Source organism: Candidatus Pelagibacter sp. PS_02, assembly GCF_059418065.1.
On record NZ_CM182079.1, the window covers coordinates 410465 to 435797 of the forward strand.

The 25333-nt window shown below is 31.0% G+C and carries 25 protein-coding genes; 13 read left to right on the forward strand and 12 right to left on the reverse strand.

Features of this window, described 5'->3' with window-relative positions; translation table 11 throughout:
* Positions 1 to 95: 95 nt before the first annotated feature.
* From AC5SL4_RS02215 to AC5SL4_RS02240, 6 genes are all read left to right on the forward strand, one after another.
* On the forward strand, positions 96 to 890 hold the full coding sequence (locus tag AC5SL4_RS02215; RefSeq protein ID WP_011281983.1) for a hypothetical protein: 795 nt from the start codon (positions 96 to 98) through the stop codon (positions 888 to 890).
* A gap of 20 nt (positions 891 to 910) precedes the next feature.
* The gene (gene aprB, locus AC5SL4_RS02220) at positions 911 to 1381 is read left to right on the forward strand and encodes an adenylyl-sulfate reductase subunit beta (RefSeq protein ID WP_011281984.1); all 471 of its coding nucleotides are present in this window, start codon (positions 911 to 913) and stop codon (positions 1379 to 1381) included.
* Positions 1381 to 3240 (forward strand): adenylyl-sulfate reductase subunit alpha, encoded by a 1860-nt coding sequence (gene aprA / locus AC5SL4_RS02225; protein ID WP_006997080.1) that lies wholly within the window; start codon positions 1381 to 1383, stop codon positions 3238 to 3240. Before aprB ends, aprA begins: the two co-directional genes overlap by 1 nt.
* An 18-nt stretch (positions 3241 to 3258) precedes the next feature.
* Positions 3259 to 3609 (forward strand): hypothetical protein, encoded by a 351-nt coding sequence (locus AC5SL4_RS02230; RefSeq protein WP_011281985.1) that lies wholly within the window; start codon positions 3259 to 3261, stop codon positions 3607 to 3609.
* A 68-nt stretch (positions 3610 to 3677) separates the two neighbouring features.
* Entirely contained in the window at positions 3678 to 3812 is a 135-nt protein-coding gene (locus AC5SL4_RS02235; protein ID WP_011281986.1) for a hypothetical protein, read from the forward strand.
* 28 nt (positions 3813 to 3840) lie between these two features.
* Positions 3841 to 4923: a sulfite exporter TauE/SafE family protein gene (locus AC5SL4_RS02240; protein ID WP_011281987.1), complete on the forward strand. Its 1083-nt coding sequence runs from the start codon at positions 3841 to 3843 to the stop codon at positions 4921 to 4923.
* Here AC5SL4_RS02240 and AC5SL4_RS02245 read toward each other — a convergent pair.
* From AC5SL4_RS02245 to AC5SL4_RS02255, 3 genes are read right to left on the reverse strand one after another with little or no spacing between them, the layout of a single operon-like run.
* Complete coding sequence (locus AC5SL4_RS02245) at positions 4920 to 5993, reverse strand: YeiH family protein (RefSeq protein WP_494587509.1); 1074 nt, start codon at positions 5991 to 5993, stop codon at positions 4920 to 4922. The genes AC5SL4_RS02240 and AC5SL4_RS02245 overlap by 4 nt on opposite strands.
* A gap of 18 nt (positions 5994 to 6011) precedes the next feature.
* On the reverse strand, positions 6012 to 7178 hold the full coding sequence (locus AC5SL4_RS02250) for a UxaA family hydrolase (RefSeq protein ID WP_006997075.1): 1167 nt from the start codon (positions 7176 to 7178) through the stop codon (positions 6012 to 6014).
* Between the two features lie 5 nt (positions 7179 to 7183).
* Positions 7184 to 7468 (reverse strand): UxaA family hydrolase, encoded by a 285-nt coding sequence (locus AC5SL4_RS02255; RefSeq protein WP_006997074.1) that lies wholly within the window; start codon positions 7466 to 7468, stop codon positions 7184 to 7186.
* A gap of 111 nt (positions 7469 to 7579) precedes the next feature.
* Here AC5SL4_RS02255 and xsc point away from each other — a divergent pair, with 111 nt between their 5' ends.
* From xsc to AC5SL4_RS02275, 4 genes are read left to right on the forward strand one after another with little or no spacing between them, the layout of a single operon-like run.
* Positions 7580 to 9364 carry a sulfoacetaldehyde acetyltransferase gene (gene xsc / locus AC5SL4_RS02260; protein ID WP_006997073.1) on the forward strand — a complete coding sequence of 595 codons (1785 nt, stop codon included), beginning with the start codon at positions 7580 to 7582 and terminating at the stop codon, positions 9362 to 9364.
* 39 nt (positions 9365 to 9403) lie between these two features.
* Complete coding sequence (locus AC5SL4_RS02265; protein ID WP_494587510.1) at positions 9404 to 11005, forward strand: flavin-containing monooxygenase; 1602 nt, start codon at positions 9404 to 9406, stop codon at positions 11003 to 11005.
* Positions 11006 to 11020: 15 nt separating this feature from the next.
* Positions 11021 to 11770: an SDR family NAD(P)-dependent oxidoreductase gene (locus AC5SL4_RS02270; protein ID WP_006997071.1), complete on the forward strand. Its 750-nt coding sequence runs from the start codon at positions 11021 to 11023 to the stop codon at positions 11768 to 11770.
* A gap of 4 nt (positions 11771 to 11774) precedes the next feature.
* Positions 11775 to 13079 (forward strand): NAD(P)/FAD-dependent oxidoreductase, encoded by a 1305-nt coding sequence (locus AC5SL4_RS02275; RefSeq protein ID WP_494587511.1) that lies wholly within the window; start codon positions 11775 to 11777, stop codon positions 13077 to 13079.
* On the opposite strand, the gene AC5SL4_RS02280 is transcribed toward AC5SL4_RS02275, so the two are convergent.
* The gene (locus AC5SL4_RS02280; RefSeq protein ID WP_006997069.1) at positions 13080 to 15665 is read right to left on the reverse strand and encodes an ABC transporter permease; all 2586 of its coding nucleotides are present in this window, start codon (positions 15663 to 15665) and stop codon (positions 13080 to 13082) included. It lies immediately after the preceding gene.
* Positions 15601 to 16266 carry an ABC transporter ATP-binding protein gene (locus tag AC5SL4_RS02285; protein WP_011281992.1) on the reverse strand — a complete coding sequence of 222 codons (666 nt, stop codon included), beginning with the start codon at positions 16264 to 16266 and terminating at the stop codon, positions 15601 to 15603. Before AC5SL4_RS02285 ends, AC5SL4_RS02280 begins: the two co-directional genes overlap by 65 nt.
* Between AC5SL4_RS02285 and AC5SL4_RS02290 the strand changes: the two genes are divergently transcribed.
* Both AC5SL4_RS02290 and AC5SL4_RS02295 read left to right on the forward strand, forming a co-directional pair.
* Positions 16265 to 16879 (forward strand): arylesterase, encoded by a 615-nt coding sequence (locus AC5SL4_RS02290; RefSeq protein ID WP_011281993.1) that lies wholly within the window; start codon positions 16265 to 16267, stop codon positions 16877 to 16879. The genes AC5SL4_RS02285 and AC5SL4_RS02290 overlap by 2 nt on opposite strands.
* A gap of 14 nt (positions 16880 to 16893) precedes the next feature.
* Positions 16894 to 18186 carry an NAD(P)H-dependent oxidoreductase gene (locus AC5SL4_RS02295; RefSeq protein ID WP_006997066.1) on the forward strand — a complete coding sequence of 431 codons (1293 nt, stop codon included), beginning with the start codon at positions 16894 to 16896 and terminating at the stop codon, positions 18184 to 18186.
* Here the strand turns inward: AC5SL4_RS02295 and AC5SL4_RS02300 are convergent.
* The 6 genes from AC5SL4_RS02300 to AC5SL4_RS02325 form a co-directional block, all read right to left on the reverse strand.
* On the reverse strand, positions 18183 to 19334 hold the full coding sequence (locus tag AC5SL4_RS02300; RefSeq protein ID WP_494574279.1) for a M24 family metallopeptidase: 1152 nt from the start codon (positions 19332 to 19334) through the stop codon (positions 18183 to 18185). The two genes, AC5SL4_RS02295 and AC5SL4_RS02300, sit on opposite strands and share 4 nt — an antisense overlap.
* 119 nt (positions 19335 to 19453) lie before the next feature.
* Positions 19454 to 20230 carry a fumarylacetoacetate hydrolase gene (locus AC5SL4_RS02305; protein ID WP_278387130.1) on the reverse strand — a complete coding sequence of 259 codons (777 nt, stop codon included), beginning with the start codon at positions 20228 to 20230 and terminating at the stop codon, positions 19454 to 19456.
* Entirely contained in the window at positions 20230 to 21030 is an 801-nt protein-coding gene (locus AC5SL4_RS02310; RefSeq protein WP_494587512.1) for a M23 family metallopeptidase, read from the reverse strand. Before AC5SL4_RS02310 ends, AC5SL4_RS02305 begins: the two co-directional genes overlap by 1 nt.
* Positions 21015 to 21773 (reverse strand): SDR family NAD(P)-dependent oxidoreductase, encoded by a 759-nt coding sequence (locus AC5SL4_RS02315; protein ID WP_006997062.1) that lies wholly within the window; start codon positions 21771 to 21773, stop codon positions 21015 to 21017. The genes AC5SL4_RS02310 and AC5SL4_RS02315 overlap by 16 nt, the downstream gene beginning before the upstream one ends.
* Positions 21774 to 22364: a TerC family protein gene (locus AC5SL4_RS02320; protein WP_011281998.1), complete on the reverse strand. Its 591-nt coding sequence runs from the start codon at positions 22362 to 22364 to the stop codon at positions 21774 to 21776.
* Complete coding sequence (locus tag AC5SL4_RS02325) at positions 22364 to 23959, reverse strand: GMC family oxidoreductase (protein WP_006997060.1); 1596 nt, start codon at positions 23957 to 23959, stop codon at positions 22364 to 22366. The genes AC5SL4_RS02320 and AC5SL4_RS02325 overlap by 1 nt, the downstream gene beginning before the upstream one ends.
* Before the next feature lie 88 nt (positions 23960 to 24047).
* On the opposite strand from AC5SL4_RS02325, the gene AC5SL4_RS02330 reads away from it, so the two are divergent.
* Positions 24048 to 24794, forward strand: coding sequence for an FKBP-type peptidyl-prolyl cis-trans isomerase (locus tag AC5SL4_RS02330; protein ID WP_494574280.1), 747 nt, complete (start codon positions 24048 to 24050; stop codon positions 24792 to 24794).
* 7 nt (positions 24795 to 24801) lie between these two features.
* Here the strand turns inward: AC5SL4_RS02330 and AC5SL4_RS02335 are convergent, their stop codons facing one another.
* The gene (locus AC5SL4_RS02335; RefSeq protein WP_006997058.1) at positions 24802 to 25218 is read right to left on the reverse strand and encodes a winged helix-turn-helix transcriptional regulator; all 417 of its coding nucleotides are present in this window, start codon (positions 25216 to 25218) and stop codon (positions 24802 to 24804) included.
* Positions 25219 to 25333: the final 115 nt, after the last annotated feature.

Here is a 25333-nt window from a genome sequence, read left to right on the forward strand (position 1 = left end):
TGGTAAAATAACCCATACAAAACGGTTGATCTATTATTTCATCTGTACTAAATAATCACAATCAACATAGATTCTAAATAAAGGTATTACTAATTATGATGTCAATTAACCCTTTTTCAGTTTTAGCTGAAACAATATCTCCTGCAGCCATACAATTTTTTGTTTTAGCTATGATTGCTTTAATTATTATTGGAACAATAGTTCAGATGATCCATCATAAAAATGTAACTTACTTTTTTAATAATGCAAAAAAAGCAAAATTAGCAGCTGAAAGAGAATTAGGAGCTGGAGAAAAAACATCAATTATTTTAAAAACTGTAGCTCATGATATCGCAACTACTGCAGAGCTTGGAGCTGGTAAAAGAAGAGTTGCACACGTTATGGGAATGTATGGAACTATTTTATTTTGGGTTGCATCTGTTGTAATGGTTTTTTGTTATACAGCACAAGGAACTACCACACCGACAGTTTGGCCTATAATTTGGCATGTCGGAGCAATTATGACTTGTGTAGGTGGATATTGGTTTTGGTTATTTTTAAGAGTGGATGTGTTAGCCGAAGCTCATCCTTGGTATAGAATTATTAAAGCTGACTTATTTGTTTTAGCACTTCTTGCATGTGCTACTACTGGACTTGCTTGGTCATACTTTCAATCTTCAGGATCAGCTGGATTAGGATATTTATTTTTAATTTTATTTATTACCTCAAACATTGTTTTATTTGGGGGAGTTTATTGGTCAAAATTTGCACATATGTTTTATAAACCTGGTGCTGCAATCCAAAAAAACTTAGCAGAAGCAGATGGATCAAGAGACAATCTTCCTCCACTTGCAGATGCACCAAAACAATTTGGACTAGGAATTAAAAGAGAACAACCAAAACATTATTAAAAAGAGAGAGGTAATATAATATGTCAACTTTTGTATACATGACGAGATGTGATGGATGTGGTCACTGTGTGGATATTTGTCCATCAGATATAATGCACATCGATGAAAATATTAGAAGAGCAGTAAATATTGAACCAAATTTTTGTTGGGAATGTTATTCTTGTGTAAAAGCTTGTCCTAATCATGCAATTGATGTTCGTGGTTATGCTGACTTTGCTCCTATGGGTCACAGTGTAAGAGTTAGACGTGAAGAAGAAAAAGGAACTATTTCTTGGAAAATTAAATTTAGAAATGGAACTACAAAAGATTTTGTATCTCCAATTACAACAAAACCTTGGGGAAAATTTATTCCTAAATTAGCAGAAGGTGAAAAACCTAATCAAGGTGAGATCAATTCTCAAATGCTTTACACTGAGCCTAATGGTTTAAATATTGATGGTAAATTACCGGTAGTACCAAAAGATTCATTTAAAAAAGGGGTTTACTACTAATGGCTAAGCATAAAACACATTTTGAAGATTGCGATGTTCTAGTTGTTGGTGGTGGAATGGCTGGAACTGGTGCTACTTTTGAAGCTAGGCACTGGGGAAGAGACATGAAAATTATTTGTGTTGAAAAAGCTAACATCGATAGAAGTGGAGCAGTTGCTCAAGGTTTATACGCTATTAACTGTTATATGGGTATGCAGTGGGGTGAAAACCAACCTGAAGATCACGTAAGATATGCACGTAATGATTTGATGGGTATGGTTAGAGAAGATTTAGGTTATGACATGGCTCGTCACGTTGATTCAACTGTTCATATGTTTGATGAGTGGGGTCTACCAATGATGAAGAATGAAAAAACAGGTCGTTACCTTAGAGAAGGTAAATGGCAGATCATGATTCATGGTGAAAGTTATAAGCCAATCGTTGCAGAGGCTGCAAAAAAATCAGCTGATAAAATTTACAATAGAATAATGATTACTCATCTTTTAATGGATGAGGCTCAAGAAAATAGAGTAGGTGGAGCTGTTGGTTTTAATATGAGAACTGGTGATTTCCATGTATTTAGAGCAAAAACTGTAATCGTTGCAGCAGGTGGAGCATCTCACATTTTCAAACCAAGAGCAGTCGGAGAAGGAATGGGAAGAACTTGGTATGCACCATGGAGTAATGGTTCAGCTTATGCATTACCTATCGCTGTTGGAGCTAAAATGACACAAATGGAAAACAGAATTGTGTTATGTAGATTTAAAGATGGTTATGGTCCAGTTGGAGCATATTTCTTGCACCTTAAAACATATACTCAAAATGCAAATGGAGAGAATTATGAAAAGAAATGGTATGACCAAACTAAAGAATTAGTTGGTGAGTATATTGATCACCATCCAACACCAACATGTTTAAGAAACCATGCATTTATACAAGAAACTATTGCAGGCGGTGGACCTATTCATATGGTGACTACTGAAGCATTCCAAGATCCACATTTAGAAACAGTTGGTTGGGAAAACTTTTTAGGTATGACCGTTGGTCAAGCTGTTGTTTGGGCATCTCAAAACATAGATCCTAAATACACAAATCCAGAATTAACTACATCTGAGCCATATGTTATGGGTTCTCATGCAACATGCTCTGGAGCTTGGGTTAGTGGACCTGAAGATTTATCTCCACCAGAATATTTCTGGGGTTATAACAGAATGTTAACAATTGATGGTCTTTTTGGTGCAGGTGATACTGTAGGTGGAAGTGCCCATAAGTTTTCTTCTGGATCGTTTACCGAAGGTCGTTTAGCTGCAAAAGCTGCTGTTAAATATATTCAAGATAAAAAAGCAGAAGGTATTAAAGTTACTGATAAACAATGTGAAGACTTTAAAACTGCTGTATTCAAACCTTTAGAGACATACCAAGTAGCTCAAAATGAGATCACAGGTGGAACAGTTTCACCAAGTTATATTTCTCCTATTCAAGGTCTTCAACGTTTACAAAGAATTATGGACGAATATGTTGGAGGTATTGCAACTAACTACATGACAAATGGTAATATGCTTAAAAGAGGCCTAGAATTACTTGCTTGGTTAGAGGAAGATTTAGAAAAAGTAGGAGCTGAAGATTTGCACCAACTTATGAGAGCTTGGGAATTAAAACACAGAGCTTTAACTTCTCAATGTGTAACTGAACACACTATGTTCCGTGAAGAAACACGTTGGCCTGGTTACTATTATAGAGGTGATCATATGAAACTTGATGATGATAATTGGCATTGTTTAACAGTTTCTAGACGTGATCCTAAAACTGGTAAATTCTCTCTTGAGAAAGTGCCGGTTTACCACATAGTTGACGAGAACGAGAAGAAAAAAGCTTCTTAAAACAGTTAAACTTAAATTATGAGTCTTTTAGAGAAATCTGATGATGAGATTATAGCAATTGCTAATCCTATTTGGGATAATCTTGTTAAAACTTCCAATATGAAAGATTATGGGGGTTTTACTAAAGACTTTGGAACTCAAATGTTATTTGGAGCAAATGAAGTAGAGCTTGGAAAACAGTGGGCTAATAATAAACTTTTAACAAGCCTAAAAGAAGACTACCAAGCATTTGGTTGTTTAAGACGAGGTCAAAACATCACCGTTCTATTTAAACAAAGAAGTAAAGAGATTGAAGGTGAGTTCCTTGGTAGATTGGTTCTTGGTATCGAGGGTGATGATGTTAAGGTTTTTGGAGCAACAATCTACTAATAAAAAAAAATCACTTTATATTAAATATTTATTTGACAAATAATTAACTGGGTGTATTGACGGTTGTAATGTCAATTTCCAACATAAAAATATTAAAAAAAATTTTAGATTTTAAGGCAACTATTATCAAAACAGGTATCTTTGTTAGCTTAGCTGCTTATTGGGGTGTTATTTTAGTTGGAACTTTTATCACATTTAATTAGTTTGTTTTTTAACAACTAATAATTTTTTATGGATGTATTTTTACCAATAGCTCAAGTATTTGTTAACCCGATTGAAATACTTTTATTGAGTGCAATCGTTGGAGTACTTTCTGGTTTATTTGGTGTTGGTGGTGGTTTTTTAATGACGCCATTCTTAATTTTTTTAGGTGTGCCACCTGCATATGCGGTTGCAAATGAAGCTAACAATATTCTTGCAACATCAGTATCAGGATCAACAACTCATTATTTAAAAAATACTTTAGATTACAAAATGGGTCTTATGATTGTAATTGGTGGATCAATTGGAACAGCTTTAGGTATTTATACTTTTACATATTTTAAAGGTATTGGAAAGATTGATACGGTTATTTCTTTAGCCTACATGTATATACTTGCAATTATTGGTACATTAATGTTGGTTGAAAGTCTTAGAGAAATAGACAGAGCAAAAAGAAATCTTGTAGTTAAAAAAAAATTACACGTTCATTATTGGATACATGGTCTTCCATTAAGAATGAGGTTTCCAAAATCAAAATTATACGAAAGTATTTTTACTCCAATTATAATTGGTTTAGTTGTAGGATTTATTGCCGCTATAATGGGGATAGGTGGTGCTTTTATATTAGTACCCGCAATGATTTATATAATTAAAATGCCAACAAAATTAGTTCCAGGAACTTCTTTGTTTGTTACAATTTTTGTCAGTGTCATAGTTACTTTTTTGCATTCAATTAATTTTGGTTCTATAGATTTAATGTTGGTATTTATGTTAGTTATTGGATCAATTGTAGGGGTTCAAGCGGGACAGAAACTTGGTGAAAAAATTGATAGTTCTGGTTTAAAAGCATTACTGGCAATTTTATTATTGATAGTTGGAATAGCTATTGCCTATGAAACTTTTTTTGCAGAACAAACTGAAAAAGAAATAATACAAGTTTTAAATGCAGATTTGAATTTTTTCTCATTATTTATTTTAGAATTTTCAGAAGACATGCCATTCTTTTATGGATTATTTTCAATTATGTTTGCAATTCTATTGGGTGTAGGTGCTGCTCTTATTAGACGTATTTTCTCTAATTTCAAAAAAAAGATGTTATTGAAGAAGTCTTAGTTTAAAAAGTTAATATAGAATTCTATACTCAAAATACTTACCAAACCTACTGTCGCCATCCCTATAAATCCGACTAAAAAAGGTTTGTAACCCATGCTTTTAAGATCTCTCAGATTTGTAGATAAACCAATAGCAGCCATTGCCATTGTTAAAAATACTTTTGAAGATGATTTGATAATGTCAACTGTCTCTAGCCATAAATTATTATATGAGTTTAAAAAAAATTGATCTCCAATATTTCTTAAAATTATCATTGCCACAAAACCTATTACAAAATAAGGGAAAATAGCCAATATTGAGTAATTTTTTTTAACAACATTGTTTCTATTATAAAGAAATGCAAATAATGGAATCATTATTACTAAAAAAGTATTTCTTATTAATTTTGTGACTGTTGCAATATTTAATGTTTCTGGGCTGTTAAACTGTTGATCGTAAATAAGTCCAGCTGCAGCAACTTGCGATGTTTCATGAATTGATGTACCTAAAAATAAACCAACAAACATTGGTTCAGCATCAAAGTAATAATTAGCAAAATAAGGATATATAAGCATCGATAAAATTCCAAACAAAGTGATGTTAGCAATTGCATATGATACTTCATTTTTTTTTGCACCAATTACTGGAGCAGTTGCCATAATTGCTGTTGTCCCACAAACTGTGCTGCCAATAGATATTAAGTAAGCCATTCTTGTTGGGATTTTAAGTTTTTTAATTAACAGTTTTATAACTATTAGTACTGTTACAATACAAATTATGATTAAAGGTATTGCTACTGCTCCAAATTCTAAAAACTCAAAAGGTTTTAATTGAATTCCTAAAAAAATTATTCCAAGTTTGAGAATATATGATTGAGTAAAGTCCAAACCTTTTACAAAGTTGTCTCTCATTTTGAATATATTTCCAAAAAGCATTCCAAGTAAAATAGCAATCATGGCTGTCGATATTGGGCTTTTATCGTAACCTAATAATTCAATACCAATAATGTTATTAAATCCTTGAGATAAACTGTAGAGAACAAATGCTAAAACAATACCTGGTAAAATGACCAGATATTTTTTAAATAACATTACTTTATAGATAAATTTTTAAGCACTTCTGTAAAGTTTAGTCATAACAAACTCTTTATGACCTAAAGCTTCAGCACAAGTTAATCTACCGTTAGCAACTCTAATCATTGATTTGATTAATTCGTCACCAGCTTGTGATAAATTCATTTCACGAGATAGAATTTTCGATACATCACAATCAATATGCTCACCCATACCTTTTACAGTTAATGGGTTGGCAGTTAACTTAACAACAGGTTCAATTGGATTACCTACGATATTACCTTGACCTGTTGGGAATAAATGAATGTTAAATCCAGCAGCTGCTTGAAGTGTAATACACTCTGCTGCAGCAGATGAAGTATCCATAAAGTATAATCCTTTTCCTTTAGTAGGCTCTTCAGCTGGTTCTAAAACATCAATAAACTTACAATTTCCAATTTTTTGGAAATTACCAAATGCTTTTTCTTCAATTGTAGTTAATCCACCTGCAATATTTCCCGCAGTTGGTTGACTTTCAGAAAGATCATCTGTTGCTTCTTTTAAAATAAAGTCGTTGTAATCGCTCCAAGTTTTCATGAATTTTTCTGAAGCTTCTGGAGTGGCACCACGTGTAGCACAAACTTTTTCAGCACCAGTTAACTCTGAGGTTTCACCAAAACATAAATGAACTCCCAATGGCTCTAATTTATCCATTAAGTTTCCAACTGTTGGGTTAGCAGCAAGACCTGATGTTGTATCAGATTCACCACATTTAACTGAAATCCATAAATCGCTTAAAGGACATTCTTCTCTTTGTTTTTCAGAAGCCCACATTGCAAATTCTTGTGCTTTTTTAGAAGCCTTCATGATTGTTCCAATATCACCAGTTCTTTCAATGTGAAATCCTTCAACTGGTTTTCCAGTTTTAGCAATTTCATCAACAATTCTTTTTGTCCATTTAGGTTCAATTCCAATAACAATTACAGCAGCAACGTTAGGATTTTTCCCAGTCCCAATCATTGTTCTAAAGTGTAGATCTAAATCAGCACCAAATTGAAGTCTTCCGTAAGAGTGAGGAAGAGCTATTGTACCTTTAATATTATTTGCTACAGCTTCAGCACAAGCATTTGATATATCATCTACAGGTAAGATGATTACGTGATTTCTAGTACCAACTCTGCCATTTTCTCTTTTATAACCTAAAAAACTTTTTGGAATTTCCATATTTTTTACCACTTCTTCGTTTTTACATTGTGAACGTGAACATGTTCACCTTTTTTGATTGATTTAACTACTTTTCCAATATCGTGACCATATTTCAAAATAGTATCACCTTCATTAAGGTCAACCATTGCAATTTTATGTCCTAATTGAATTTCATCTACTGATTGAATTTGAACTGTTTTATCATTCTCCATAATCCAACATGCGCAATCTTGTTTTGGAGTAATTTTATCAATAACAACTACTCCTACGTTGTCTTTCTCGTCGTGTATAATAATATCTGTAGCCATAATTGTGTCGATTTGTTTGTTTGAAATTTTTTAAATCTTATATATTAATCTTTAAAATTAACAAATTATTTATAGATTTTTTAACAACTTAAGCAGGAAGGCCTAATTATTATGACTAAAATGACAACTGAAGAAGCTTTTGTAAAAGTTTTACAAATGCATGGAATTGAACACGCATTCGGAATTATCGGTTCAGCTTTTATGCCTATTTCAGATATCTTTCCTGATGCTGGAATTACTTTTTGGGATGTTGCTCATGAAACAAACGGTGGATTAATTGCTGATGGTTACACGAGATCTACTGGAAAAATGTCAATGGTTATTGCTCAAAACGGTCCTGGAATTACAGGTCTTGTAACACCAATTAAAACTGCATACTGGAACCACACACCATTATTATTAGTAACACCTCAAGCTGCCAATAAAACTATGGGTCAAGGTGGTTTTCAAGAAGTAGAACAAATGAATTTATTTAAAGATATGGTTTGCTATCAAGAAGAAGTTAGAGACCCTTCAAGAATGGCAGAAGTATTAAATAGAGTAATTGAAAAAGCGATCAGAGGATCAGCTCCAGCACAAATAAATGTTCCAAGAGATTATTGGACACAAGTAATTGATATAGATCTTCCTCCAATTGTTAGACTTGAAAGGCAAGCAGGTGGAGTTGATGCAATTAAAAAAGCAGCTGACTTATTATCAAATGCTAAGTTTCCAGTAATACTATCTGGTGCAGGTGTTGTTATTGGTGGGGCAATTGAAGATTGTAAAAAATTAGCTGAGAAATTAGATGCTCCAGTTTGTTCAGGGTATCAACATAATGATAGTTTTCCAGGAAGTCACCCATTAGCAGCTGGACCTTTAGGCTATAATGGATCAAAAGCTGGAATGGAATTAATTAAGAAAGCTGATGTTGTTCTTGCACTTGGTACAAGATTAAATCCTTTCTCAACTTTACCAGGTTATGGAATGGATTACTGGCCTAAAGATGCAAGTATCATTCAAGTTGATATGAATTCAGATAGAATTGGTTTAACTAAAAAAGTCACAGTTGGTATTTGTGGGGATGCAAAATTAGTATCACAACAAATTTTAGCTCAACTTTCTCCAACAGCAGGAGATACAAATAGAGAAGAGAGAAAAAATACAATTCACCAAACTAAATCTGCTTGGTTACAAGAGTTATCAAGTTTAGATCACGAAGATGATGATGAAGGTACAGTTTGGAATGCAGAAGCAAGAAAAAGAGATGCAGATAGAATGTCTCCTAGAGAAGCATGGAGAGCAATTCAAGCAGGTATGCCTGATGATGTAATTATCTCAAGTGATATTGGTAATAACTGTGCAATTGGAAATGCTTATCCAACATTTGAAAAAGGTAGAAAATATTTAGCACCAGGATTATTTGGTCCTTGTGGTTATGGTTTTCCAGCAATTCTTGGAGCAAAAATTGGATGTCCTGATACACCAGTAATTGGTTTTGCAGGTGACGGTGCATTTGGTATTAGCATGAACGAAATGAGCTCATGTGCTAGATCAGAATGGCCAGCAATTTCAATGGTAATCTTTAGAAATTACCAATGGGGTGCTGAAAAAAGAAATACTACTTTATGGTTTGATGATAACTTCGTTGGAACAGAGCTTGATCCAGAATTAAGTTATGCAAAAGTTGCTGATGCTTGTGGATTAAAAGGGGTTACTGTTCGAACCATGGAAGAGACTACTGCTGCTATCAAGCAATCATGTGAAGATCAAAAGAAAGGGATTACAACATTTATTGAAGTAATTCTTAACCAAGAACTGGGAGAGCCTTTCAGAAGAGATGCTATGAAAAGACCAGTTAAAGTTGCAGGGATCAAAAAAGAAGACATGATCAAGCAACCTTCGCTAGTTTCATAAATTGTTTTAATATCAAATAAAATACCATAATATTCTATTATGGTTAGTTATGATGCTATAATAATTGGTGCAGGCTTTTCAGGTATTTATCAATTACATAGCTTAAGAGATAAATTAAAACTTAACACTCTAGTAATTGAGTCAGGTAAGGACTTAGGTGGTACTTGGTATTGGAATAGATATCCAGGGGCCAGATGTGACTCAGAAAGTCATACTTACAACTTTACATTTTCAAAAGAGATATTTGAAAATTGGTCATGGCCAGAAAGATATTCAAAGCAAGACATCATATTAGAATATTTAAATTATGTTGTTGAAAAATTAAGTTTAAAAAAAGATATGCTTTTTGATAATAAAGTTATTAAAGCACATTTCGATGAAAAAAGTAATTTATGGAACATCAAAACCAATAAAGACAAAACTTTTTTATGCAAATATTTAATTAGTGCTGTTGGCTGTTTATCAGCAGCAAACATTCCAAAAATAAATGGTTTAAGAAAATTTAAAGGTAAATGGTACCATACAGGAAAATGGCCTCATACTGGTGTAGATTTTAAAAATAAAAGAGTTGCACAAATTGGTGTTGGTTCTACTGGAATACAGTTGGCACCCGAGATAGCTAAATCAGCAAAGAAGCTTTCAATTTTTCAGAGATCACCAAATTTTAGTATTCCAGCAAGAAATGAAATTGTTAATGATAAATATAAGAAAAAGATAAAAGATAATTATCAAGAAATTAGAGATTTAATTAAGTCAACACCAACTGGTCACGCTTTTCATTTTTCAAGTCAGTCCACTTTTGATGTCAGTAATGAAGATAGAAAAAAAATTTATGAAAACGGGTGGCAAAAGGGTGGGTTGGGTTTTCGCGGTCTTTTTAAAGATATAACAACAAATTTGGATGCTAATAAAACAATTGTTAATTTTATTAAAGAAAAGGTAGAGACAACAATGCTAAATAAACATTATGCTAAAGTTGTGACAGATTTTAAATATCCATTTGCAACTAGAAGACCAACTTTAAATACTGATTATTATGAAACTTTTAATAAAGATAATGTCGAATTAATTGATATCTCGAAAGACTCAATAAAAGAAATTACTGAAACTGGAATCAGCACCATAGAAAATAACTATGAATTTGATATAATTGTATTTGCAACAGGGTATGACGCTATTACAGGTGCACTATTATCAATTGATATGGTGGGTAAAAATAATATCAAACTAAGTGAATTATGGAAAAATGGTCCATTAACTTATTTAGGTCTACAGATACCTGGATTTCCTAATTTTTTTACCATTACCGGACCTGGAAGTCCCTCAGTATTAACAAATGTTCCAATGGCTATAGAGCAACATGTCGAGTTTATAACTGATTGTATTTCACATATGGAAAAAAATAAATATTCAACAATTGAAACTAATAATGATTACTCTTTAAAGTGGAGAGGGGTAATTGATAAAGCTGTAGAAGAAACATTAATACCAGAGTCTAAAAGCTCATGGTTGTATGGTGGTAATATTGAAGGAAAACCCAAAGTTTTTATGCCTTACCCATCTGGACTTCCAAAGTATAAAAAGATTTGTGAAGACATTGTTTTAAAAAACTATGAAGGTTTTAATTTTAATAAGCATTAAAATTATTTAATAATTATGAATAAAATTGATTTAAAAAATAAAATTGCAGTAGTAACTGGAGGAGCTCAAGGTTTTGGATTGGCTATTTCAAAACGCTTTATAGAATCTGGTGCAACTGTTGTAATTTGGGATATAGATTCAATAGCTACTAAAGACGCAATAAAAATTATAAATTCAAAGAAATGTTATGCTTTTCCAATTGATATAACAAATTATAAAAAAGTTAAAGAAGGCATCAAACAAGTTTTAAAGATTTGTAATAAGATAGATATTTTTGTTAACAACGCTGGATACCATGGGATAAATGCAAATACATGGGATTACCCAATTGATGAATGGGAAAAGATTTTAAAAATTAATTTAACAGCAACATACTACTGCTGTAAGGCTGTTGTTCCTCACATGATTAAAAATAATTATGGAAGAATTGTTAACATTTCATCAAATGCTGGAAAAGAAGGAAACCCAACTGCAGCATGTTACAGTTCTGCTAAAGCTGGAACTATCGCTTTAACTAAATCTTTAGGAAAAGAATTAGCTGATAAAAATATTTCTGTTAATTGTGTTACACCTGCAGCTGCAAAAACAAGAATTTTTGATGAAATGGAACCTGAATTTATAGACTATATGCTTTCAAAAATTCCTAGAAAAAGATTTGCTAAAGTTGAAGAGTTAGCCTCTTTAGTTTCCTGGCTTTCTAGTGAAGAAAATTCTTTTGCTACTGGTGCCGTTTATGATCTTACGGGCGGAAGAGCAACATACTAAAAATATGAGGATAGTAAACGACTTAGGCTGTAGCTGGATTAGTGACCTTGACAGAAGATCTAATATAAAAAATTTAGATAAAGATAAATCTTGTGACTGGTTAATAGTAGGTGCTGGTTATACAGGTTTGTCTGCTGCTAGAAAATTATCAGAACTTCATCCAGATCAAAAAATTATTGTTGTAGATGCTCAATTAGCAGGTGAGGGTGCAAGTGGAAGGAACTCTGGTTATTTAGTCGATACTACACTTAACGATGGTTTCACATCTAACAAAGAACTTTCTAATTATAAAAAGAAAACAGACATTTATAAATTGGGAATTGATATTGTAAAAAAGTTTATTAAAGAACATCAGGTAGATTGTGATTGGAATGAAAGTGGAAAATATTTTGCCTCATCAAATGAAAAAGACATAAAGATATTAGAAAATTTTAGCAAAACTTTAATAAAATTAAATTTTGAACATAATATTTTAGATAAAAATGATTTAGGTAAAAGATTGGGTACAAATTTTTATAACCTTGCCCTTTATACCAAAGGTGGAGTTTTATTGCATCCAGGAAAATTAGTCAGAGCTATGGTTGATACCTTACCTGATAATGTTGAGTTACTTGAGAATTCTCAGCTAAATGAATGGGTAAAGAATACTGATAAAATTATTTGTAAATTTAATAAGTATCAAATAATTACTAAAAAGATTATTTTTTGTACTAATGGTTTTTTAAAATCACTTGGTGTAAAAAAAAATTATAATTTTCCCTTAACTTTAACTGCAAGCATGACAAGACCATTAACTGATAGAGAATTTAAGTCTATTGGTGAGCCTAGAGAGTGGGGTGTGCTACCTATTAGACCAATGGGCGCAACCATTAGAATGACAAAAGATAAAAGAATTTTAATTAGAAACACTGCTGAAGTTCATAGTCCTTTTAAAATGTCTAAAACAGAGTTGGATGAAAGATCTTTAACTCAAAAACTTGGAATAAAAAAAAGATTTCCAAGTTTAGCAGATAATATTATTGAATCTAGTTGGTCTGGGGTTGTATCTAGAACTAGAAATAGTTCACAAATTTTTGAAAAAGTAGAAGACAATGTTTTTGTGGCAGGCTGCTATAACGGTTCTGGTATTGGAGTTGGAACTTTATTTGGTGAACAGATAGCAATTAAAGCAAGTAATGAAAATAGTGATGAAATTAATATAATAGAATCTAGAACTAAACCTACTTGGCTTCCACCTCAGCCTTTTTTAAATATTGGGGTTAAAACAAGATTGATGTTTGAGAGGTTTAGATCTCGATCTGAGGTGTAGTTATTGATTTCTTATAAGTGGATAAACTTTAGGGCTTAAATACTTAAAATTAGTAATCATAATTAAGATTAATGTTGCAAGCCCAATTCCAATAGTTACCTGTAAAAATATTGCTAAATCAAACTTCCAAGTGATTTGAAAAATATTTTCAATGATAAATTGTGAACCTATGACCGCAAAAAAGAGAGCAATTAGAATTATGGATGTGAATATTATAAAAAACTCAATAATTGAAGAAAGTATAACCTCAACTTTGGAAAAACCTAAAATTTTGAATATTAAATTTTGAAATTCTTTAATTTTACCCTGAACTATAATTGCACTTGAAATGACAATTAAACCAATGACTATAGTTATTGCAGAGATAACGGTTACAGCAATAAACACTTTGTTTAAAAGATCTGTTACTTTCTCCAAGTAATCAGTAATTTTTATAATAGAAAGACTAGGCATTTTATCTAGTAAAGCAGTTTCGTTAAAATTCTCTAAACTTTTAAACTTTGAAGTAGCCAAATATTCGTGAGGTATATTTTTTGCAAATTGAGGATTTAATAACATTGCAAAGTTAATAGAAAAATCTCTGTAGTCTACTAATCTAAAATTTACTATTTCACCTTCAATTTCACGTCCATAAATATTAAGAGTAAAAATATCACCAATTTTAATATCAAAATCTTTAGCAATTTTACTATCAAGTGAAATTTGAAGTTTATCAGGTCTATCTAGATCCCACCATTTGCCTTCTACAATTGGGTTATCTTTTAAAACTTTATCAGCCCAAGAAGACCTTCTGTCATTTCTGATCACCCAGTGGCTATCATTACTTGAATCGATATAAGTATTTGGATCTATTCCATTTATTTTTACAATACCTGTTGAAACCATTGGAACAATTTCAAGGTTAGCTTCTTTATCCATGTCAAAAATTAAATCTTCAAATATTTGTCTTTCATCACTTTGAATACCAATGAAAAAATAATCAGGCGCAAGTTCTGGTATAGATTTAGCAATTTCTCTTTTAAAATTTGAACCTACAAAAGCTAAAGTTAATAGTAAAGTGACCCCCAAACCTAAAGACATAATAGTTATAGGGGTAATACTTTTAGTTTGAGTAATATTTTTAACTGATACTTTAATTGAAATATTTGGATGCTCTTTAAGTCCTTTAAACAATTTAATGATTAAGTTTGATAATAAGTAGAAGACTAATAAACAAACAAAGAAAGCTCCAAAATAACCCAAACTATAAACAGGTCGAGCAGAACCGATGGTAAATAAAGAAATTAAAATTGATAATAGTAACAGACTTAAAAGAATTGATTTTTTTGAATAATAAAATTGAAGGTTTTGAAATACATTTCTAAATAAGTTTGATGCCTTAACTTGATCAATTGCATTAATGGTTGGTATAGAAAATATGATTAATACTAATAACCCTACTAAAAAAACTTTGAAATAATTAAGAATAGAAAAGCTACCTTCAATATTTAATCCAAGACCAGCTGACAGATAAACATCAACAATAGGGACTAGAAAGAAACTAAAAGAGTAGGCGGCAGTTGATATTATGAATAGTAGAATGAGCAATTGTAAATAGTAGACTATCTTTATATCCTTTGAGAAAAAGCCTAAAGACTTCTTAACTGCAATAGACATATTATTCTGATTAATGAATGAAAGTAGAGTGTTAGCAATTCCAATTCCTGCAATTAACATTGCACTGATTGATACAAGAGATAAGAATTGAGAGAAATTATCAATTATTCTCTTTAAAGGACCGTCAGATTTTTCGTGATATCTAATTCTAACCTTCTTTTCATTTTTGAATAACTGCTCAATTTTTTTAGATAAAGTATTTGGATTATCTCCCTCATTAAATTTTACTTTATACTCATAATTTAAAAAGCTCCCTAGATTATTAAGTTTTAATAATTCTAATGTTTGTTTGCCAGCTAAAGCAAAATCACCAAATACAAAAGCACCCCCAATATCAGGTACTGATTTTACGATACCAATTACAGTAAATAACTGATCTTGAACTTTGATTTTATCATTAATTTTTAAATTGAGATTTTTGAAAATGTTTTCATTAACAAGGATTGTATTCTCTATAGTTTGTAATTTTTCAAATGCACCACTTGGTTCATAACCTACCTTGCCAAATAATGGGTAATTTTGATCTACTGTTTTAATTCTAGAAAATATTGATTTATTTTTAGATTGGTTGGTAGTTGAGATCATGGTGCTAAACTCAACCATTTGTGAAACAGTAGCAAATTCTTTAACTTGGTTAATTAATTCTAAGTTGCCAACATTACGATTATAGTCAATTTCAATATCTCCACCTAAAAGTGCTCTTGAATTATTATTTAATTCTTTATTCAAACTATCTTCAATGGTGAAAATTGAACTTAAAATAAATAGGCTGATAAAAAGTGTTAGAATAATACTAGAAATTTTTTTATAATTTCTACTCAAGTCTCTTAAGGCATATATCAAAGTTAACTTGTACTCTGAAAGCTTAGACAATTTTTCCATCTTTGATTTTAATTTTTCTTTTTGCTTTATTTGCAAGTTTTGGGTCATGGGTGACCATAATTAAAGATGATTTTTCTTCTTTAATATATTTGAATAAAATATCTGCAATCATTTGTGAATTTTCACTATCTAAATTTCCCGTAGGTTCATCTGCCAAAATTAGCTTAGGTTTCATGGCTATAGCTCTAGCAATTGCTACACGTTGTTGTTCACCACCTGAAAGTTGACTAGGTAAATTATTAAATCTATTTTTTAGTCCAAATCGATCCAACAACTCTTTGGCTCGTTCAGTAGGGTTTTTTAAATTATTTAACTCTAAGGTTAGAGCAACATTTTCAACAGCAGTATAATTTGGAATAAGATAGAAAGATTGAAAAACAATACCAATATTTTTTCTTCTAATTTTAGAAACTTCATCTTCACTCATTTTAGATATTTCTTGATCTTCAAAAAATATCTTACCAGAGGTTGCTTTCTCTAGTCCCCCAGCAAGCATGATTAAGCTAGTTTTTCCAGATCCACTTTCACCCACTATTGAAATAGACTCATTTTTTTTAGTTTCTAAATTAATATTCTTTAAAACCTTAATAGTATCATTACCAGTTTGGTATTTAAGATTAACGTTTTTTAGCTTAAGAAGACTATCCATGATTAAAAGATTTATTATTAAAATTATTGCCGTCTGTCTAGTGAGCATAAACGTCAATGCTCTAGAAAACGTTATCTTATTTGGTGATAGCTTAATGGCAGGCTATGGTCTTCCACAGGAAAAACATTTAGCCATTGTCCTTCAAAATAACCTTAATGATAGTGGTTATGATCTTGGAATTATTGATGGAAGTGTATCTGGAAGCACATCTGCTGGAGGATTAAATCGAGTTGAATGGTCTTTATCTCAACCGAATATTGACTTAATGATCTTAGGATTGGGTGCTAATGACATGTTAAGAGGAATAAGCCCAATCGAGACTGAAAAAAATTTAGAAAAAATTATTCAAACAGCAAAATTAAAAAATATAGAAATAATTTTAGCAGGAATGATTGCACCAACAACTCATGGAATTAGTTATAAAAAAAAATTTGATAATATTTATCCAAGTTTAGCTCAAAAATATGAGTTAAATTTAATTCCTTTTTTATTAGAGGGAGTTGCTTTAAAACCTGAACTTAATCAAGAAGACGGTATGCACCCAAATGAAAAAGGAACTATAATTATAAGTGATACACTTACAAAAAGTATCATCAATTTTATAAAAAAATAGTATATCGTGATAAAATGTTTTTAAATACTAAACTACAATCCAGAAAAAAACCGATAAAAGTTGCATTCATTGGCTGTGGAAAATTTGTAAGCATGTTTCTTGCTCAATACAATCAATTACAAAAAATTACTATTGATACTATCGTTGATATTAATATTGATAACGCCAAAAAAAACTGTCTTAAGAGCGGTTTAACTACAGAGACAGTTAATAAAATAAATTTTGTAACTACTTTAGATGAGGCATTTGATAGAGATGTTGAAGTTTTTATAGAAGCTACTGGAAATCCAATTATAGGAACAGTTCATGCTGTAAAGATTATTAAAAATAAAAAACACATCATATTAGTAAATGTTGAAGCTGATGTTACTTGTGGGAAATACCTTGCTGATCTTGCAAAAGAAAACAATGTTATTTGTTCAATGGCATATGGTGATCAACCTTCATTAATTATGGAACAGATTGAATGGGCTAAGTTAAACGGTTTTTCTGTAGTTTGTGCAGGAAAAGGAACGAAGTACCACCCAGATTTTGAATATTCAACACCAGACACGGTTTGGGGTCACTACGGTTTAAGTAAAGAACGTGCTGAAATTGAATCTGGTATGAATCCTAAAATGTTTAATAGTTTTTTATGTGGAGATAAATCTGCAATTGAAATGTGTGCAGTCAGTAATGCATCAAATTTAAAATGTCCAAGTAATGGATTAACTTTTCCACCTGTTGGGGTTTATGACATTGCTAAAAAATTAATTCCAAAAGTGGAAGGAGGATTAATTGATTATGAAGGTCAAGTAGAGGTGATATCTAGCATTGATTTAAATCAAAAAGATATTCCAAACGATCTTAGATGGGGTGTTTACATAGTAATTAAAGCTCAAAATCAATATGTCAAAAATTGCTTTAAAGATTATGGAATGGTGACCGATTCATCTGGCAGTTATTCAGCTATATGGAGGCCATATCATTATATTGGTTTAGAACTTGCTCAATCAATATATGCAATCGCACTTGATCAAAAAGCAACAGGACAAACTATAAATTATAATGCAGATGTTGCAGCTTATGCCAAAAAAGATTTGAAAATTGGTGAGCGATTAGACGGTGAGGGTGGTTTTTGTGCTAGAGGGAAATTAATTACTTCTAAAAAATCAAAAGATGAAAAAATTTTACCTCTTGGTTTAACAGATGGAGCAATTGTTAAGAAAGATATTAATAAAGATCAATCTATAAGATTAGATGATGTGGAGTTAGATCTTCCAGAAGATGTTGTTAAAGCTAGACAGTATCAATATGATTTAATTTAAAGAACAACCAAATCCAACTTTTGCTTACCTAATCTCTCATTACCATTCTCTGTCACTAAATAGGTCTCACCTAAATTCATAGCAAGTTTACTATCTGAATCCATCAATATCATGTGCATGAAGAAGACATTACCAGGAGTTATTACATAAGGATTACCCGTGTATAACATTGGCCAGTCCATCCAATTGGGTGAGAAGGTTGTCCCTAATGAATAGCCACAAGCATTCATTCTTGATTTATTGTACCCAAGATCATCAAAAGTTTTAGCATGTATATCAAATACATCTCCCGCAGTTTTTCCTGGTATTAGAGTTTTTGCACAATTAGTCAAAGCCTCAAGACAAGACTCATGCATCTTAATATGCTTTGGATCAGCTTTACCAATAGGAATAGTTCTAAACATTGCAGAGTGATAATGTTTATAAGTTCCAGCCCATTCAATAGTTAACTGATCAGTATCTGATAAAATTCTTTTCTCAGATTGATATCTGCATAATAATGCATTGTGTCCAGAGCCTATAATATATTCATTTGCTGGATAATCACCGCCACCCTCTAAAACAACTCTTTGCATTTCAGCTAAAATTTTTGCTTCACTAGCACCAGCTTTTGCATATTTCCAAGCCTCATCAAGCGCTTGATCCGCAAGTTCTGCAGCTTTTTTTACATAAACAATTTCTTCAGTAGATTTAACAACCCTATGTTTGGTGATTAATTCTGATTGATCTTCTACCTCACAATAACCTTCTAGCGATTTATTAAGTCTTAAAGCATTACGACCTGTCATACCGTAAGCTTCGTATTCAACTCCGATTTTTTTATCTTTTAAATTTAATTCGTTTAAAATAATTTTAAGATCATCTGTAGGGTTAGACTGGTCTTTATCTACCCAAATTCTTATATCTTCAATGTTTGATGTATTTTGTGCTTGTCTTAAATCTGGAGCCCTTGTTAAAAGAATAATATCTCCTTTATTGTCCAATATTAATGTTTGAAAGAAAACATAACCAAAGGTATCGTAGCCTGTAAGCCAAAACATAGATTCTTGACGAAACATTAAAAGAGCATCAAGATTATGCTCTTTCATTGATTTTAATGTAGCCAGTTTTCTTTTCTCAAATTCTTGTTTGCTAAAATGAAGTGCCATAATAAAAACTATAACTTTTAAAAATATTAAGCACAAGTAGCCTTAAATTAAGATTTTTTTTAGTAAAACGAACCCAAATTATTGTTAATTATTAAGGTTTTTTAAATGATAATCTAAAATTAATGAATAATAGCTTTAGCTGAACCTAGTTGATCAACTTTTCCAGTATAAAGACCTTTACCTAGGATTGGAACAACACCAACAGTCGATCCTGTAAATACATAAAAATCTTTATCAAGAGTGACTTTATCTTTTTTTAACTCATTCAAAACAAATCTAAGTGAGTTTAATGGGTTTATATAAACGGTATTTGTATTTCCATTAACGCTTTGTCCAATTTTTTTATTAGCAATATTTGTCTTTAAATTTCCAATATTAATTTTTTTATATTTTTTCTTTTGCCCAATTAAAAACTTAACATTAGCACCAAAGTCACTACATAAATCTCCAAAACTAGTAATGCCTTTTTTCTTTTGCCTGTAACCAATAACCTCAATACAAGCTGCCATGTGAGAAATATGTTTTGTTATATTTTTCGTTGTAATTAATCCTTTTGATGAGAAAAAGTTTTTCTTAATTAGGTAACAAACCTCAAGTTCTATCCCTAAAGTTGATTTATTAATTTTTACTTTTTTTCCACTTTTTATAAAATTCTTTTTAAAGATTGCAGCATAGAAAGGTTTTTTTTCTTTAAGTTTTTTCATGACAGGTATACCTGTCCCTGCAGCTTTAAATCCTATTATTGGATCTTTAACTTTACTCTCACATAATTTTCTTAGCTTTTGAGCTTCACTTAATGTTTTTGTAAATTTTATTGGAAGTGGTGCAATTATTTTATTGTTAACAAAAGCATTAACTAATTTATCTGCTGTTTTTTCTAATATGGTTTTTTTCATTATTGAATGTTTAATATAGTTGCAGGATCTAGTCTAGTACCAAACCAATTAAGTCTTACATCAAGATGTGGTCCAGTTGACCTACCAGAGGAACCAACTGTAGCAATGATATCTCCTTTTTTAACATGATCACCTACATTTACAAAAATTTCATCCATATGCATGTAGAGAGTTGAAACACCATGACCATGGTCAAATATTAAAGTTGCACCTGTATAAAATAAGTCTTTTTCAGCCAGAGTAACAACACCGTTATTCATTGCTTTAACAGGTGTGCCTTTTTTTTGAGCAAAATCTAAACCGTAATGAGGCCATTTGGGTATGCCATTTAAAATTCTTTGACTACCATAAACACCAGTAATTATTGCATCATCAACTGGGATAATAAACTTTTCTTTAAAAAACTGTAAGTTACTTTCAATTTCTCTTGCATCAGCTATTAATTTGTTTTCCTTTTTTATTCTTGCATAAAATTCTTCAGGTGGTGTAACTTTTTTTTTAGGTAAGCCTTCAATTTTTTGAATATTATATTTTCTTTTTTTAATTTTTTTTATAATTTTGTTATTATTTTCAGTAATTGTAATGTCAAATTTTCTATCTTTTTCAATTCCAAATGCAAAATAACCATCTTTTGTGACTTTAACTTTTTTTTTATCTACAAAAATTGATGAACCAGGCTCAGTTTTTCCAATAATGTAATGTCCTTGAATGAATTTTCCCTGAAACTCTACTGCAAAAGATTGAGTTGAAAAAAATAACGCTACTAATGAAAGTAATCTATATATTACTTTGCTGTCCATCCACCGTCTACTAGGATTGATGTGGCTGTAATCATCGATGAAGCGGATGAAGCTAAAAAACAAACGCTTGTTGCAACATCACTTTCTGTTGCTAATTTTCCCATAGGAATATTGCCTAAAGCTAGTTTTTTAAATTCTTTGTTTTTAAAAAATCTTTTAACCATCGGTGTTGCTACAAAAGTAGGGGCCACTGTATTTACTCTAATATTGTTTTTTGCAAGCTCAACACCCATACCTTTAGTCAAACCTTCAATACCAAATTTTGTCATATTATAAACATTTCTACCAGACATTCCAACATGACCAAGTTGAGATGACATATTAATAATAGATCCACCTCTTTTTTTATTCTTTAACATTTTTTTAACAACTAATTGAGCAACATTAAAAGCAGCTTTAAGGTTTAAATCTACTAAGTAGTTCATGTTTTCTTGTTTAATTTTTTCAAAAGGTTCTGGAATATTTGTCCCAGCATTATTAACTAAAATATCTATAATCTTAATCTTATCTAGTTTTTCTTTAAGATCTTCATAATTCATTACATCACAATTAACTTTGATAACTTTACCTTTTATCTTTTTTATTTCTTTTTCAAGTTTATCAAGATCTGATTGAGTTCTGCTTAAAGCAATGATTGTAGCTCCAGCTTCAGCAAGAGCAATTGAGCAAGCTCTTCCCAATCCTTTACCTGCACCTGTAACTAATGCATATTTGTTTTTAAGATTTATTTTTTGTAAGTACATTTAAATAAATAACTTTAAATCAGTATAAATTAATTCGATAGCAACAACCAGTATAGCAATTAAACCAATCCAGGCTATCCATTTATATTCATTAATCCATCTTGATATTACAGTAGCAGCTGTTGCCATAAGAATTATTGATAAAGCTAAACCAAATATTAATAATACATAGTGATCACCAGCAGCACCAGCTACACCTAAAACATTATCCAAACTCATCGTAAAATCAGCAAGTAAAACTGTCCATATAGCCTTCATAAAGCTTGAATTATCTACTTTAATATCTTCATCACCTGACTGACCTTTGATTACATCTGTATAGAGTTTGTAGACTATATAAAGAAGAAGCAATCCTCCTATTAATCTTAATCCTGTTATTTGTAATAAATAAGCAGTTAACATGGTTAAGATAATTCTTAAAATTACTGCACCACCTATCCCCCAAAAAATTACTTTTTTTCTTTGTTCGGGTGGAAATTTAGAGGCAACCATTCCAATAATAATGGCATTATCACCAGCTAATACTAAATCGATAAATATAATTTGGCCTAAAATTATAAGTTGTTCAGGCCCGAATAATTCTGCAAACATCAGCTGCTTAGTATCATATCAGCACCTTTTTCTGCAATCATTATTGTGGGTGCGTTAGTGTTTCCAGAGGTGATATTGGGCATTATTGATGCATCTATTACTCTTAAATTTTTAATTCCATGAACTTTTAGCTGATCATCAACAACGGCCATATCATCTTGACCCATTTTACATGTTCCAACAGGATGAAAAATAGTTTGAGCATAATCTGCTGCTGCTTTTAAAATATCTTCATCTTCTGTTAAATGAATTCCAGGTCGGTATTCTTCTGGGCTAAATTTTTTAAATGTCTCAGATTCTAAAACAATTTTTCTTGTTAATTTAAGACCAGCTGCTGCAATTTTTCTATCTTCATCTGTCGACAAATAATTCATTTTTATTTTTGCGTAAGTTCGTGAGTCTTTATCTGTTATACTAATATGACCTCTACTAGTTGGTCTAATTTGTGAAACTGTTGGAGTAAAACCATGAAAATCATGGTTTTTGGTAGCTCCCAATGTATCCATACTCATTGGCTGAACATGCCATTGTAAATCAGGCAGCTCTAATGAAGGATCACTTTTTGCAAACATACACATTTGACTTGCACCCATAGTCATGGGCCCACTTCTATTAAAGATATATTCCAATCCAATTAACAAGTTACCAAATAAACTATTAATTTTTTTATTAAGAGATTTTATATTTTGTATTTTATATATTGGTCTAAACATTAAATGGTCTTGTAAATTTTCACCTACACCCTTTAATTCATGCACCATTTCAATTCCTAGTTCCTTTAATTTATCTGAATTTCCAACTCCAGATACTTGTAATAATTGTGGAGAACCTATTGCTCCTGAAGATAAGACAATTTCTTTATTTGCACTTACAGTGAATATTTCATTTTCAATCCAATACTCAACTTCTTTAGCAACTTTGTTTTCAAAATTAATCTTTTTAACATGAGCTTTTGTAACTATTTTTAAATTAGGTCTTTTCTTAGCTGGGTTTAAATAACCAACAGCAGTACTACATCTAAAGCCATCCTTTTCTGTTACTTGAAAATAACCACAGCCATGATTGTCTCCTGTATTAAAATCTTTAGTTTTTGGAATTCCAAATTCCTCAGCCGCTTTTTGAAACTGATTTAATAAAGGCAATTGTATTCGTTGGTCAGAAACAGACAAAGGACCTCCTACACCATGAAATTCACTTTCTCCTCGTTCTTGATTTTCAGCTTTGATGAAATAAGGTAATACATCTTCCCAACTCCAGCCTTTATTTCCTAGCTGCCTCCAAACATCGTAGTCTCTGTGTTGACCCCTAACATAAAGTAGACCATTTATTGATGAGCTACCTCCAAGAGTTTTTCCTCTAGGATACCTTATGGACCTATTGTTCATAGTTTCATCCGGTTCTGTATTATAACACCAATCAACATTGGGGTTATGCATAGTTTTGAAATATCCTACTGGTATATGAATCCATGGGTAATTATCTTTACCACCAGCCTCAATTAAAAGGACTTTGTTTTTTGGATTTTCAGATAATCTATTTGCAAGAACACAACCTGCTGATCCAGCTCCAATAATAATGTAGTCAAAATTATCCATATATATTTTTATAAATTAATTTTTATTAATAATCTAATAATATATAGAAAAGCATATTTATTTCTGATATTTGAACAACTACAAAATAATGAAAAAAATATTAATATTTATATGTACAATTTTTTTATCTTTATCATTTCACGTTCAGTCTGTTGAAATTGAAATTATTAATGATAAGCCTGGTACGGGAAAAAAGATTATAAAGCATTCTTGGGTTCAGCTTGAATACACAGGCTCATTTGAAAATGGAAAAGTTTTTGATACAAATATTGGTAAAGATAGACCTTTAGTAGTACAAATGAGTATGAAAGAGGTAATTCCTGGTTTTGAACAAGGAATAATGGGAACTACCAAAGGAACTAAAAGAAAAATTAAAATTCCAGCTGAATTAGCCTATGGAAAAAAGGGTGGTGGAGATATTATACCACCTAATACAGATCTAATATTTGAATTTGAAGTAATTGACGTTTTAGATCCTAGTTATAAATCAGTTTCATCAGATGAGTTAATAGACATGATTGAAAATAATGCCGTGGCACTTGATATTAGAACAGAAGAAGAGTGGGATAAAACAGGTGTTATCAAAGGTTCATTCCCAGAAACAGCTTTTGATAAAAATGGTAAATTTCAAGTGTATGTTATGGATAAAATTAGAGCACTAGCTGCTTCTCAATCTCAAGATGTTAATTTGATTTTTATAAGTCATGATGGAGAAACGGCATCAATGTTGGCTAATTCATTTTCTGAAGACTTGGGCTTTACTAATGTTTCGGTTTTAAAAGGTGGAATTAAAGCTTGGCAGAGTGAAAATAAAAAACTTGGCCCTCATAAGTAATATCATTCTATCGATAAAAGTTTTTTCTTTGTAAGTTTTTAAATCTAATTTCATCATTTAATAAATCAATTGCTCTTTCCTGGTCTTTTCCAATAACGCTTGACATTTTCCTTTTATTAATACTTCCCCATTTAATTAAAGCTCTAATTATTGGTAAGCTAGAGCTGCCAAATTGTGTTAAAGAATATTCAACAGTTATTGGGTTTGATTTAATAACCTTTCTTTTTACTAGAGTGTCATTCTCCATTTCTTTTAATTGTTTAGACAACATTTGAGCAGTTATCGTATTTAAATCTTTCTTAAGTTTACCAAATCTTATTGGTTTATTAATTAACTTTTCAAGTATCTTAATTTTCCACTTTCCACTAATTAATTTTAAAGCATTATTTAATGGATCTTTATTTATTTCTAATTTATTTACCATGGTATGTTTAATATACTAGTTTAGTTTTAATACCAAAAAAATTTTATATTTAATAATTCTTTTGATTAATATTTTAAAAAGTAATAACTTAATTAAAATTAAAAATTTTTATAAC

Bases quoted from the DNA above. Each gene is read 5' to 3' on its own strand.
- xsc (WP_006997073.1), top strand. From the start codon at position 7,580: ATGACTAAAATGACAACTGAAGAAGCTTTTGTAAAAGTTTTACAAATG.
- AC5SL4_RS02240 (WP_011281987.1), top strand. From the start codon at position 3,841: ATGGATGTATTTTTACCAATAGCTCAAGTATTTGTTAACCCGATTGAA.
- AC5SL4_RS02325 (WP_006997060.1), bottom strand. From the start codon at position 23,959: ATGGATAATTTTGACTACATTATTATTGGAGCTGGATCAGCAGGTTGT.
- AC5SL4_RS02215 (WP_011281983.1), top strand. From the start codon at position 96: ATGATGTCAATTAACCCTTTTTCAGTTTTAGCTGAAACAATATCTCCT.
- AC5SL4_RS02235 (WP_011281986.1), top strand. From the start codon at position 3,678: ATGTCAATTTCCAACATAAAAATATTAAAAAAAATTTTAGATTTTAAG.
- aprA (WP_006997080.1), top strand. From the start codon at position 1,381: ATGGCTAAGCATAAAACACATTTTGAAGATTGCGATGTTCTAGTTGTT.
- aprB (WP_011281984.1), top strand. From the start codon at position 911: ATGTCAACTTTTGTATACATGACGAGATGTGATGGATGTGGTCACTGT.
- AC5SL4_RS02285 (WP_011281992.1), bottom strand. From the start codon at position 16,266: ATGGATAGTCTTCTTAAGCTAAAAAACGTTAATCTTAAATACCAAACT.
- AC5SL4_RS02250 (WP_006997075.1), bottom strand. From the start codon at position 7,178: ATGGAAATTCCAAAAAGTTTTTTAGGTTATAAAAGAGAAAATGGCAGA.
- AC5SL4_RS02270 (WP_006997071.1), top strand. From the start codon at position 11,021: ATGAATAAAATTGATTTAAAAAATAAAATTGCAGTAGTAACTGGAGGA.
- AC5SL4_RS02230 (WP_011281985.1), top strand. From the start codon at position 3,259: ATGAGTCTTTTAGAGAAATCTGATGATGAGATTATAGCAATTGCTAAT.
- AC5SL4_RS02265 (WP_494587510.1), top strand. From the start codon at position 9,404: ATGGTTAGTTATGATGCTATAATAATTGGTGCAGGCTTTTCAGGTATT.
- AC5SL4_RS02300 (WP_494574279.1), bottom strand. From the start codon at position 19,334: ATGGCACTTCATTTTAGCAAACAAGAATTTGAGAAAAGAAAACTGGCT.
- AC5SL4_RS02295 (WP_006997066.1), top strand. From the start codon at position 16,894: ATGTTTTTAAATACTAAACTACAATCCAGAAAAAAACCGATAAAAGTT.
- AC5SL4_RS02315 (WP_006997062.1), bottom strand. From the start codon at position 21,773: ATGTACTTACAAAAAATAAATCTTAAAAACAAATATGCATTAGTTACA.
- AC5SL4_RS02335 (WP_006997058.1), bottom strand. From the start codon at position 25,218: ATGGTAAATAAATTAGAAATAAATAAAGATCCATTAAATAATGCTTTA.
- AC5SL4_RS02245 (WP_494587509.1), bottom strand. From the start codon at position 5,993: ATGTTATTTAAAAAATATCTGGTCATTTTACCAGGTATTGTTTTAGCA.
- AC5SL4_RS02330 (WP_494574280.1), top strand. From the start codon at position 24,048: ATGAAAAAAATATTAATATTTATATGTACAATTTTTTTATCTTTATCA.
- AC5SL4_RS02255 (WP_006997074.1), bottom strand. From the start codon at position 7,468: ATGGCTACAGATATTATTATACACGACGAGAAAGACAACGTAGGAGTA.
- AC5SL4_RS02290 (WP_011281993.1), top strand. From the start codon at position 16,265: ATGATTAAAAGATTTATTATTAAAATTATTGCCGTCTGTCTAGTGAGC.
- AC5SL4_RS02305 (WP_278387130.1), bottom strand. From the start codon at position 20,230: ATGAAAAAAACCATATTAGAAAAAACAGCAGATAAATTAGTTAATGCT.
- AC5SL4_RS02320 (WP_011281998.1), bottom strand. From the start codon at position 22,364: ATGTTTGCAGAATTATTCGGGCCTGAACAACTTATAATTTTAGGCCAA.
- AC5SL4_RS02280 (WP_006997069.1), bottom strand. From the start codon at position 15,665: ATGACCCAAAACTTGCAAATAAAGCAAAAAGAAAAATTAAAATCAAAG.
- AC5SL4_RS02275 (WP_494587511.1), top strand. From the start codon at position 11,775: ATGAGGATAGTAAACGACTTAGGCTGTAGCTGGATTAGTGACCTTGAC.
- AC5SL4_RS02310 (WP_494587512.1), bottom strand. From the start codon at position 21,030: ATGGACAGCAAAGTAATATATAGATTACTTTCATTAGTAGCGTTATTT.